The organism is Bacillus sp. FSL R5-0447 (assembly GCF_038606125.1).
GTDB classification, from domain to species: domain Bacteria; phylum Bacillota; class Bacilli; order Bacillales; family Bacillaceae; genus Bacillus; species Bacillus velezensis.
Genome location: NZ_CP152012.1, coordinates 2,202,863 through 2,215,049, shown reverse-complemented (window position 1 = coordinate 2,215,049; position 12,187 = coordinate 2,202,863). Strand labels below are relative to the sequence as shown.

General features: G+C 49.6%; 9 protein-coding genes. All 9 read left to right on the top strand.

Annotated features, from left to right (window positions below; translation table 11 throughout):
- The first annotated feature begins 2 nt into the window (after positions 1–2).
- The 9 genes from NYE68_RS11060 (at position 3) to NYE68_RS11020 (ending at position 12,177) form a co-directional block, all read left to right on the top strand.
- Positions 3–3,806: an amino acid adenylation domain-containing protein gene (locus NYE68_RS11060; protein WP_324635779.1), complete on the top strand. Its 3,804-nt coding sequence runs from the start codon at positions 3–5 to the stop codon at positions 3,804–3,806.
- A 73-nt stretch (positions 3,807–3,879) separates the two neighbouring features.
- Positions 3,880–4,260, top strand: coding sequence for a DUF1360 domain-containing protein (locus NYE68_RS11055; RefSeq protein ID WP_324635780.1), 381 nt, complete (start codon positions 3,880–3,882; stop codon positions 4,258–4,260).
- 121 nt (positions 4,261–4,381) lie between these two features.
- Positions 4,382–5,920: a family 10 glycosylhydrolase gene (locus NYE68_RS11050; protein ID WP_324635781.1), complete on the top strand. Its 1,539-nt coding sequence runs from the start codon at positions 4,382–4,384 to the stop codon at positions 5,918–5,920.
- A gap of 140 nt (positions 5,921–6,060) precedes the next feature.
- On the top strand, positions 6,061–7,203 hold the full coding sequence (locus NYE68_RS11045; RefSeq protein WP_003153894.1) for an acyl-CoA dehydrogenase family protein: 1,143 nt from the start codon (positions 6,061–6,063) through the stop codon (positions 7,201–7,203).
- 45 nt (positions 7,204–7,248) lie between these two features.
- Entirely contained in the window at positions 7,249–8,889 is a 1,641-nt protein-coding gene (locus NYE68_RS11040) for an AMP-binding protein (RefSeq protein ID WP_324635783.1), read from the top strand.
- 21 nt (positions 8,890–8,910) lie between these two features.
- Complete coding sequence (locus tag NYE68_RS11035) at positions 8,911–10,260, top strand: acetyl-CoA carboxylase biotin carboxylase subunit (RefSeq protein ID WP_031379067.1); 1,350 nt, start codon at positions 8,911–8,913, stop codon at positions 10,258–10,260.
- A complete protein-coding gene (locus NYE68_RS11030) occupies positions 10,257–10,469 on the top strand; it encodes an acetyl-CoA carboxylase biotin carboxyl carrier protein subunit (RefSeq protein WP_007410121.1) in 213 nt (70 codons plus the stop codon). The genes NYE68_RS11035 and NYE68_RS11030 overlap by 4 nt, the downstream gene beginning before the upstream one ends.
- A gap of 15 nt (positions 10,470–10,484) precedes the next feature.
- Positions 10,485–11,384 carry a hydroxymethylglutaryl-CoA lyase gene (locus tag NYE68_RS11025; protein WP_007410122.1) on the top strand — a complete coding sequence of 300 codons (900 nt, stop codon included), beginning with the start codon at positions 10,485–10,487 and terminating at the stop codon, positions 11,382–11,384.
- Between the two features lie 13 nt (positions 11,385–11,397).
- Entirely contained in the window at positions 11,398–12,177 is a 780-nt protein-coding gene (locus NYE68_RS11020; RefSeq protein ID WP_324635792.1) for an enoyl-CoA hydratase, read from the top strand.
- The last annotated feature ends 10 nt before the right edge of the window (positions 12,178–12,187 follow it).

The following is a 12,187-nucleotide window of genomic DNA, read 5'->3' as shown; positions in this document are numbered from 1 at the left end:
ACATGGACAAAACGAAAAATATCCAAAACATTTATCCCCTCAGCCGAATGCAGGAAGGAATGCTTTTTCATTCCTTTCTGCAAAAGGAGGGGGCTGCATATATCGAGCAATCCGTCTTCACCATAAAAGGCCGGCTTCGTCCGGAATTGTTTGAGCAAAGCGTACAGTCTGTCATCAGCCGCCACGATATTTTCAGAACGGTTTTTTTACCTCATGTCGCTCAGCTGAACGGCCCCCGCCAAGTTGTGCTGCGTGAGCGGGAATTCCGGCTGCACCGCGAAGATCTTACACATTTGGACGAAGCGGGACAGAGCGCCTATTTACAGCGATTTAAGGAACGTGACCGCTTAAAAGGCTTTGACTTGCAAAAGGATATGCTGATGCGTGTTTCTTTGTTTAAAACGGCAGACGAGGAATATGTATGCGTCTGGAGCCACCATCACATCCTTATGGACGGCTGGTGCCTCGGCATCGTCCTTCAGGAATTCATGTATATGTACCGGGCGATTGAATCAGGCTCACCCGTCACACTGGCGCCCGCAAAGCCTTACAGCACTTATATTACATGGCTGACTGATCAGGACAAAGACGCGGCTTCTGAGTATTGGAAAGGATATTTAGCAGGCTGCGAGACACCCTCAGGACTCCCGAAAATATCGGCCCGTCCTCAGGAAAAAGGCTACCGTAAGAAAGAGCTGCTGTTTTCTTTAGATCAAAATCTGACAGACAGGCTGAAAACCATCGCCAAAGAAGAGGGCGCTACGCTCGCGGTTCTTATGCAGACTGTATGGGGCCTGATGCTGCAGAGCTACAACCGGACGGACGATGCCGTATTCGGCGCCGTCGTATCAGGGCGGCCTTCCGTCATTGACGGCGTGGAAAGCATGATCGGGCTGTTTATCAATACCGTGCCGGTACGCATTAAAACGGGTGATGAAAGCTTTAGAGAACTGCTGGGCCGCTGCCAGAAAGAAATGCTTGATTCAGAGGCGTTCAGCTATCATCCGCTTGCTGACATCCAATCTCAGACTGAGCTGAAACAGGATTTAATCGACCATATCATCGTGTTTGAAAATTATCCGATCCAGCAGCAGATGAAAGACGCGGAAAAGGAATCGGATGCACCGTTCCGGATCGGGAATGTCAACGTGTCGGAACAATCGGGCTACGATTTTAACCTCATCATAGCGCCCGGCGATGAGCTGCTCATCAAATTCAGCTACAATGCGAACGTTTATGACGAAGTATGGATAGAGAGCGTAAAAGGACACTTGGAAGAAGCTCTGCGCGGCGCCGCCTTCAATCCCGATGTCCCCGCTGATCGGCTTCCGATGCTCGGACAAAAGGAAAAATCAAGAATAATCGGCGAATTTAATGACACGAAAACAACTTATGAAAGAGACGAAAGCATCATCAGCCTGTTCAGCCGACAGGTGAAGAAAACCCCGGACCATCAAGCGCTTCACGCCGGCGGGCTGACGATGACATACCGGGAGCTCGATGAACGGTCAACTGCATTCGCCCGCACCCTGCTGGAAAACGGTTTGGCGCCAAAGGGAATTGCCGGGATTCTGGCCGAACGCTCACCGGAATTTATCATCGCTGTTCTCGCTGTATTGAAAGCGGGAGGGACGTACCTTCCTCTTGATGCAGAACTGCCAACCGACAGGATCGCCGATATGCTCACTGAGAGCGGAGCACAGCTGTTAACGGTGCAAAAAGGGATTGAGACTGACTTTGACTTTTCTCACATCATCTCTATCCCGGCTGCAGCTGAAAAACAAACCGCTGATGCGGGAAAACTGAATACCGATACAGCACCTGATGACCTTGCCTATATTATGTATACATCCGGTTCAACAGGAAAACCGAAGGGCGTGATGATTTCCAACCGAAACGTCGTATCGCTCGTGTCAAACAGCAATTATACGTCGGCCGGCATGTCGGACCGTCTCATTCTGACAGGGTCCATCGGTTTCGACGCAGTGACGTTTGAAATCTTCGGTGCGCTTTTGAACGGAGCATGCCTTCATGTGGTTGACCGCTCGACAATGCTTGCGCCTGAGAGGTTCGGCAATTATCTTTCATCCAACCGGATTACGATTTTGTTTTTGACGACAGCGCTCTTTAACCAGTTTGCCCAGGCAGATCCGGAGATGTTTTCTGGATTGCACACCTTATATGTCGGCGGAGAAGCATTGTCCCCGGCGCTTATCAATAAGGTCAGACACCGCTGTCCGAATCTCAGCCTTTATAACATATACGGACCGACGGAAAATACGACATTTTCTACCTTTTACGAAATCAGGCACGATTTTTCTCAGCCGATTCCAATCGGAAAACCGATCAGCAATTCAACTGCGTATATCATTGATAAAAATGGCGGACTTGCGCCGATCGGCGTGCCCGGTGAGCTTTGTGTCGGCGGTGACGGGGTTGCCAAAGGCTATTTAAACAGGCCTGACTTAACAAGTGAAGCATTTGTCAGCCACCCGGTTCATCCTGAAGAAAAGATCTACAAAACAGGCGACTTGGCACACTGGCTGCCTGATGGAAGCATCGGATACATCAGCCGTATCGACCGCCAATTCAAGATTCGCGGGAAGCGGATTGAGCCGGCCGAAATCGAAGCGCGCTTGACTGAAATTGATGGAATCAGGGAAGCGGCAGTCATCGTGTCAGATGAAGGACAAGAAGCAATCCTTTGTGCGTATTATACGGGCGCACATGTTGAAGAAAGAGCCATTCGATCCCTGTTGGCCAGGTCGCTTCCCGACTATATGATTCCTCAGTATGTGATGAAGCTTGACCGTATGCCGCTTACCGCAAACGGCAAAGTGGACCGCCGCGGGCTGCCTGCGCCGGAACGGAAAAAAACGTCATCAAAAGCCGTTCCGCCACGAAACTGGGTAGAGCGTGAGCTGATCGACATTTGGACGCCGATCCTCGGCTGCAGGGAGCTGGGCATACAAGATGACTTCTTTGAGCTGGGCGGCCATTCTTTGAAAGCATTGCAAGTGATTCATCAGCTGAAGACCAGGCAGCAGATGGATGTGCCGATTGAAATGATATTTGAATATCCGACAATTGAACAATTGGCTGAAAAGCTGTATTCAAACACACTGACAGAAGCTGCAGAGCAGCATATCAGCAGACTGAACCAGCCGAAAGGCCGAAATCTTTTCTGTTTTCCGCCTATCTCAGGTTTCGGGATTTTCTTTAAAGATCTTGCGGCGGCATTAAACGAACGGGCTGCTGTGTACGGTTTTAACTTTATTGAAGAAGACAACAGAATGGAACAATACATTGATAAAATGCTGGAAATCCAGCCGGAAGGCCCTTATATTCTCTTCGGATATTCGGCAGGCGGCAATACGGCATTCGAGGCGGCAAAAGCGATGGAAAAGCGCGGCTTAGAAATCAGCGACGTCATTATCGCAGACGCGTACAGAAAGCTTGACACATTTCCGCCGCAGCCAACAAACGCAACAGCGGAAAATGTCCCGGAAGCCGTCAGGGAAGCGGTCATCCGAAAAACAGAGCGCTATCAAACGTACTGGGCGGAACTGATAAATGACGGCCAAATCGCGGCAAACCTCCATTTTATCGAGGCCGGCATAAAGGAAGAGCCCAGTGATAAGACCGAGCCGATGAAATGGGAAGGCGCCACAACGGGACTCTATCAGGAATATCAAGGCGAGGGCGCCCATAAAGATATGTTTGAACCCGCCTTTGCACAGCAAAATGCTGAGGTCATACTCGACATCATTGCAAACAGCGGAAGACGCTTGGCGCGGAATCTGTAACATCCGGCAGAATGGTTCAGGATGACAGAGGGCAAGATAGGGGAATCAAACCAGTTTTTTTGGAGGCTTTGACATGACGAACCTATCTTGGCTTACGTATGTAATGATTATTCTTGCCAGCTACCGGCTGACCCATTTGATCGTATTTGATAAGATTACGGAATTCATAAGAAAACCCTTTATAAAGCAAGAAAAAACCGTCGATCAAAACGGGCGCGCCGTCCAAAAAAAAGTTCCTTCCTCCGCATTCGGTTATATGCTGCAATGTTATTGGTGTGCGGGCGTCTGGTGCGCCTTATTGATCGGCATCTGCTACTTGGTCTGGCCCCGCTATGCACATCCGGTTATTTTCATTTTGTCCATCGCCGGAGCGCAGGCCATTCTTGAAACGTGTGTCGGCGTCGGAACGAAGGTCATTGACGTGCTCGCCGCCATGAAACATAAAAAGTCCTGAAGCGTTTTGATTCGCTTTAGGACTTTTTTCTTTCCCTTTTAGGCTGAGAGGAGCAAAGCAGGCTTTCTGATTCACCGCCCGGAATGCTTCGGAATACCGTAAAGCAGAGAGGGGGAAAAACATGAAAAGCTGCCGTTTTAGCATGATATGGTTTTTGGCCGTTGTACTGACAGCCGGCATCTTTACATTCTCAGCATCCGCACAAGCAAGCGGCACTCAGCCGGAGAGAGAAATGAGAGCCGTATGGATCGCGTCTGTCACCAATATCGACTGGCCCTCTAAAAAAGGGCTGTCACCGGAAGAGCAAAAAAGAGAATACAGCAAGCTGCTGGATGACGTTCAGGAGATGGGGATGAACGCCGTTATCGTCCAAATTAAGCCTGCGGCTGATGCTTTTTATCCATCAGATTACGGGCCTTGGTCAGAGTATCTGACAGGAACACAAGGCAAAAATCCCGGCTACGATCCGCTTGCTTTTTTAGTTGAAGAGACACATAAACGGAATCTTGAATTTCACGCTTGGTTCAATCCTTACCGGATCACGATGAATCACACAAATTTGAATGCGCTTTCAGATGATCATCCCGCTCGTTCGCATCCGGACTGGGTCGCTGCATACGGAAAACAGCTGTACTATAATCCGGGCATTCCGGAAGTAAGACAATTTATAACGGATGGAATCAAAGAGGTGGTCAGCCGTTATGACATTGATGCGGTTCATATGGATGATTATTTTTATCCTTATAAAATTGCCGGACAGGAATTCCCCGATCAGGCGGAATACGAACGGTACGGAAAAGCTCACTTTGCATCAGTTGATGACTGGCGCAGGGATAACGTCAACCGGCTTGTAAAAGAAATCAACCAAACCATCAAACGAGAAAAACCTTATGTCAAATTCGGTATCAGCCCGTTCGGCGTATGGAGAAATGCCGCAGATGACCCGACAGGCTCCGAAACGGCCGCAGGGGTGCGGAACTATGATGATTTATATGCTGATACGAGAGAATGGATCCAAAAAGGATACATTGATTACATCGCACCGCAAATTTACTGGAGCATCGGATTTAAAGCGGCGGCATATGACGTCTTAGCGGATTGGTGGGGAAAAGAAGTGAACAATCGGCCGGTGCATTTATATATCGGGCAGGCAGCTTATAAAATCAACAACAACGCTGATCCGGCCTGGGCCGACCCGGGGGAATACGGAAGACAGATTGCTCTTAACAGGGGATCAGCTTGGATTAAAGGCAGCATGCATTTCAGTTTAAAGGATTTAAACCGTAATCCGCTCGATGTAAAAAACCGTTTGATCAAAGACATGTACAGCCGGCCCGCATTAATTCCGGAGATGCCTTGGCTCGGACATTCCGCTTTAAAAAAACCGGCTGTCAAACGGGCGGAGAAGAACGCTTCAGGCCATACACTCTATATCGAAGATGCGAAATCCAACGGTAAAAAAACGGCTTATTACGCCATTTACCGCGCAGAAAAGGGAAAGCAGCCTTATTTAGTGGATACAGTCAGAAAAACATCGTCACGGACGCAGACATTTTCAGATACTGATATTCGGGCGAAAGGAGCCTGCACCTATACCGTTACTTCCGTTGACAGGCTTCACCATGAGAGCCGTCCCTCCGCAAAACGGACAATTAAATAGCCATTATTAATAAAACTGACAGTTGCGGCGCTGTCAGTTTTTTTGTAGCGGATGAGTCCGAATGTTCAGACTTTATTTGGATGGAATGAATAAAGACCCCCATTAATAAAATGTAGAAAGCAGCAGAAGGAGGAAGGTTAATGAATTTTCAACTGACAAAAGAACAGCAGATGGTGCGCGAAATGGTCAGAGATTTCGCCAAAAATGAAATTGCCCCGAAAGCCCATGAGGTTGATCAATCAGCCGTCTTCCCGATAGACACATTTAAAAAAATAGGCGAACTCGGGCTGCTCGGAATTCCGTTTCCGGAAGAATACGGCGGGGCGGGCGGTGACACCATTTCATATGCAGCAGCGGTCGAAGAAATCGGAAAAGCCTGCGGCAGCACGGGGCTGAGCTACGCGGCGGCCGTGTCACTCGGTGCAAGCCCATTATACTATTTCGGTACTGAACAGCAAAAGCAAGAACATCTTATTCCGCTTGCTTCGGGAAAAGCGCTCGGATCATTCGGGCTGACAGAGCCGAATGCAGGTTCCGATGCCGGCGGAACCCAGACAAAAGCCGAGAAAAAGGGCGATGACTATGTGATAAACGGAGAGAAATGCTGGATCACAAACGCAAATTACGCCCGCACGGTCATTGTCACCGCCGTTACGGGAAAGAACTCCGCCGGAAAACCGATCATTTCAGCTCTCATCGTCCCGACAGACACACCGGGATTTACGATCACAAATCCGTACGACAAGATGGGTGTGAGAGGGTCGGATACGGCCGAGCTTGTGCTGGAGGATGTCAGGGTGCCTGCCGATAACCTGCTCGGTGATCCTGAAAAAGGTTTTAAACAATTTTTATATACATTAGACGGCGGGCGGATCTCGATTGCGGCACTGGCTGTCGGTATCGCTCAAGGCGCACTGGAGGCGTCGCTGTCATATGCGAAGGAACGCAAGCAGTTCGGCAGTCCGATATCGTCATTTCAAGCCATTCAATTTAAGCTGGCCGATATGGCGATGGAAATTGACCTTGCCAGACAGATGGTGCTTAAAGCGGCATGGCTGAAGGATCAAAACCTGCCATTTACGAAAGAAGCTGCATTCGCCAAGCTTTATGCTTCAGAAATGGCCGTCAGAACATGTCTTCAGGCCATCCAAATTCATGGCGGTTCCGGTTATATGAAGGAATGCGGTGTTGAGCGCATGCTTCGTGACGCAAAGCTGATGGAGATTGGCGAAGGAACGTCAGAAATTCAAAGAATGGTCATCGCAAGACAGCTTTTGAAGTGAAATGAAAACGTTTACTAAGACAGAGATGGAAGGGGGGCAGGTCATATGGCTGAACTTATCCATTTAACAGCCGGAAAGCTGCTTGAGCGGACCGCGAAGCTTTTTCCGGATCGTGAAGCGGTTGTTTACCCTGAGCGCGGCCTTCGTTATACGTATGCCGAGTTTGACCGGTTATGCCGGCAAACCGCAAAAGGGCTGTTGAAGCTGGGAGTTGAAAAAGGAGATCATGTGGCCATATGGGCATCCAACATTCCGGAATGGCTCGCGGCGCAATTTGCAACAGCGAAAATCGGCGCCGTTCTGGTCACCATTAATACCAATTTTCAAATCGCAGAGCTCGATTACCTGCTGGCACATTCAGACGTCTCGGCCCTGATAATCATGGATTCCTACCGGCAGACATCTTATGTTGAAATCGTGAATAAGCTGATTCCGGAGCTGAAAACTTGTAAGCGCGGCAGGCTGCGTTCGAAACGTTATCCATTTTTACGGACGGTGTTATATATCGGTGATAAAAGCCCGCCCGGGATGCACCGTTGGGATTCATTGCTGGATAATGCCGAGTCTGTAACGGATGCAGCGCTTGACGGAAGGATGGACAGCCTGAAAAAGGATGATTGCATTCATATGCAATATACATCAGGTACGACCGGATTTCCGAAAGGCGTCATGCTCTCACATTTTAATATCGTAAATAACGCGGCCAATATCGCAGAATGCATGAAGCTTACTTCATGTGACCGTTTATGTATTCCCGTGCCGTTTTTCCACTGCTTTGGGTGCGTGCTCGGCGTGCTGGCATGTGTTTCCGCGGGTGCGGCGATGATTCCGATCGAACAGTTTTCTCCGCCGGCCGTTCTGAAAACGGTGGAGCAAGAAGCCTGCACCGCTCTGCACGGTGTACCGACGATGTTTATCGCCCTCCTAAATGACAGCCGTTTTTCTGAATATGATCTTTCCCACGTCCGAACCGGGATTATGGCAGGCTCGCCATGCCCGGCGGAAGTCATGAGAGAAGTGATCGGCAAAATGGGGATGACCGGCATTACAATTGCCTACGGACAGACCGAAGCATCACCTGTCATTACGCAGACAAGAACGGATGATCCGTTTGAAAGAAGAGTGGAAACAGCGGGGCGCGCGCTTCCCCATATCGAAGTCAGAATCGTTCGGCCCGGAACATCCCAAGAAGCCGCCAGGGGCGAACAAGGAGAGCTCTGCACCCGCGGATATCATGTCATGAAAGGCTATTATAAAAATCAAGAAGCGACCGAAGAAGCGATAGACAAAGACGGCTGGCTGCATACCGGTGATTTGGCGGTCATGGACGAGGACGGATACTGCAAAATCACGGGCCGTCTGAAAGACATGCTGATCAGGGGCGGCGAAAATATCTATCCGCGCGAGATTGAGGAAATGTTATATCGGCATCCCGCGGTAGCAGACGTTCAGGTCGTCGGCGTGCCTGATCCGAAATACGGAGAAGAGGCCGCGGCATGGGTCAGGCTCAAAGACGGACAAACCGCTTCCGCAGAAGACATCAGAACCTTTTGCAAAGAACATATCGCCCGCTATAAAGTCCCCAGGTATGTTTTGTTTACAGATGAATATCCAATGACAGCCTCAGGAAAAATTCAGAAATTCAAGCTGCGGGAAAAAACGATTGAAGAGCTCAAGTTAACTTAATGAAAAAGGAGTGCTTCACATTTGTTTAAAAAAGTCCTGATTGCCAACAGAGGAGAAATCGCCTTACGAATTATCCGCACCTGCAAACGTCTCGGCATCCCCTCGGCAGCTGTGTATTCAGAAGCCGACCGGGACGCGCTGCACGTAAAAGCGGCTGATGAGGCCTATCCGATCGGTAAATCGAGAGTAAATGAAAGCTATTTACATATCGACAGAATCATAGAAGCCGCCAAATCCGCCGGAGCGGACGCCATTCATCCGGGCTACGGGCTGCTGTCAGAAAACAGCCTGTTCGCCGAACGCTGCCAGAAGGAACAAATCACATTTATCGGTCCGCCCGGTGATATCATCGCCAAGATGGGCAGCAAGATTGAAGCCCGAAAAACGATGCAAAAAGCAAAGGTCCCGATCGTTCCCGGTGTTTCAGAGCCATTGCCCGATGTTCACTCCGCCTTAGCCGAAGCCCGTGCCATCGGTTTTCCGGTCATGCTGAAAGCGTCCGCAGGAGGAGGCGGAATCGGCATGCAGATCGTACAGTCAGAAGAAGAGCTGGCCAAAGCGTTTGAAGGCAATCAAAAGCGGGCCGCCTCCTTTTTTGGAGACGGCGCAATGTATATGGAAAAGGTCATTGAAAATGCCCGTCATATTGAAATTCAGATACTCGCAGATTCTTTCGGCAACACCGTTCATCTGTTTGAACGTGACTGTTCAGTCCAAAGGCGCCACCAAAAAGTGATAGAAGAAGCGCCGTCGCCGTTTGTTGACGATGAATTAAGACAAAGACTCGGTGAAACCGCCGTTAAAGCCGCTAAATCGATCGGCTACCAAAATGCAGGCACAATAGAATTTCTCGTCGACCAAAAGAAACAAATCTATTTTTTAGAGATGAACACAAGACTGCAAGTGGAGCATCCGGTGACAGAAGAAATTACAGGACTGGATCTTGTGGAAGAACAGCTGAAAATTGCCGCTGGGCAGGCGCTGCCTTTCTCGCAGAAAGATATCAACCACCGCGGTCATGCGATAGAAGTGCGGATCTATGCGGAAGATCCGGTCACCTTTTACCCGTCACCCGGTACCATCTCGTCTTTTTCCGTTTTAAGACACCCGTCAGTGCGACACGAATGCGCCGTCGAAAAGGGAAGCGTCATTTCTCCGTTTTACGATCCGATGATTGCCAAAATGGTCGTCACGGCGAATACGAGAAAACAAGCCATTGAACAACTGAAAACCGCCCTTGGCGAATATCATGTAGAAGGGATTAAAACCAACATTCCGCTGCTGACAAAAATTGCTCATTCAGAAGTGTTTGAAAAGGGCGAGGCAACAACCGGTTTTTTACAAACAATGAACGAGGGGGCGTCCAAATGAGCGTCATAAAAATTCAAATGGCGGGAAACCTGTGGAAAATTCATGTGAAGCCGGGTGATGTCATTGAAGAAGGACAGGAAGTGGCCATCTTGGAATCTATGAAAATGGAAATTCCGATTATCGCTGATGCAGCGGGTACGGTGAAAGAAGTGAAAAAATCAGAAGGTGATTTCACTGATGAAGGAGAGGTCCTGATTGAACTTCAATAAAACGGGAGGTGCAGCATGAACTGTCCGAAACATGTCCGCATCAATGAAGTAGGACCGCGTGACGGCTTGCAGAATGAATCGGCGTGGGTGGATACAGAAGATAAGATTGAGTGGATCAATATGCTGTCAAAAACAGGCCTTCCCTATATCGAAGTGACATCATTCGTGCATCCGAGATGGATTCCGGCTCTTCGTGACAGCCTGGACGTCGCAAAAGGCATTGCCAGATCTGAACATACGGTCTACGCGGCTCTCGTTCCGAACCTCATCGGACTGGAGCATGCGGCAGAGGGCGGAATCGATCAGGCATGTGTATTTTTATCTGCAAGCGAAACCCATAACCAAAAAAACGTAAATAAACCGATTGACCGGACCGTTCAAGAGCTCAGGCGGGTTATTACTGAAGCAAAAGCTGAAAAAATGGCGACGAGAGCTTATCTGTCCACTGTGTTCGGCTGTCCGTACGAACAGAACGTGCCGGTCGAACAAGTCATCCGCCTGTCAGACACCCTGCTCGAAATGGGTGTTGATGAAATATCGCTCGGCGACACGATCGGCGCGGCAAACCCCTTGCAGGTCATAGCCGTGCTTGAAGCCCTTTTGCCGAGAATTCCCGCCTCAAAAATCGCACTCCATTTCCATGATACAAGAGGAACGGCTCTAGCGAATATCATTCCCGCTCTTGATATGGGCATCACATCCTTTGATACTTCCTCAGGCGGGCTTGGCGGCTGCCCGTACGCCCCTGGATCAGCAGGCAACGCTGCCACAGAAGACGTCATTTATATGCTCGAACAAATGGGGATTGATACCGGGACGGACATGAATAAACTTCTTTATGCCGCAGGCTGGATCGCGGATAAAATAGGCAAAGACCTGCCAAGCAGAAACCTGCAGGCATTCAGAACGAAATGAGAAAGGAGAAGCCATGGGAGATTGCGTCTTGTATTCCGTCTGTCAAGAAACAATCGGTCTGATCACGCTGAACCGCCCGCATGCGGCCAACTCGCTGTCTTCAGAAATGATTGATCACTTACAGCGTGTGATTGAAGACATCAAAAACTCGCCATCCATTCGTTGTGTCATTCTCACCGGCACCGGGAACACATTTTGCGCCGGTGCTGATTTAAAAGAAAGAGCGGGGATGAATCATGAACAAGTTAAGCAAAGCGTCAGGCGTATCGGTGAAACAGCCGCATCCATTGAAGCTCTCCCGCAGCCGGTCATTGCAGCGCTGAACGGAACCGCTGTCGGAGGAGGCCTTGAACTCGCTCTCGCCTGCGATATCAGAACAGCCGTCAGCCGGGCGGGCCTCGGCCTTCCTGAAACAGGGCTTGCGATCATTCCCGGAGCGGGCGGAACGCAGAGACTGCCCCGGCTTATCGGCCCCGGCGCGGCAAAAGAATTGATCTATACCGGCCGAAGGCTTTCTGCCGAAGAGGGAAAAGACATGAAGCTGATCGAGCATGTTTGTAAAGCCGATGAACTAATGGAAAATGCAAAAGCACTGGCCGGCCGCATCGCCGCTAATGGGCCGATCGCCGTCAGACAAGCAAAAGCCGCGATAAACAAGGGTCTGGAGACAGATCTCAATACAGGGCTCGAAATCGAACGAAAAGCATATGAACAAGTCATCCCCACACTTGACAGAGAAGAGGGCCTGCGCGCTTTTAAAGAAAAAAGACCCCCTGAATACAAAGGAAAATAAAACATGGAGG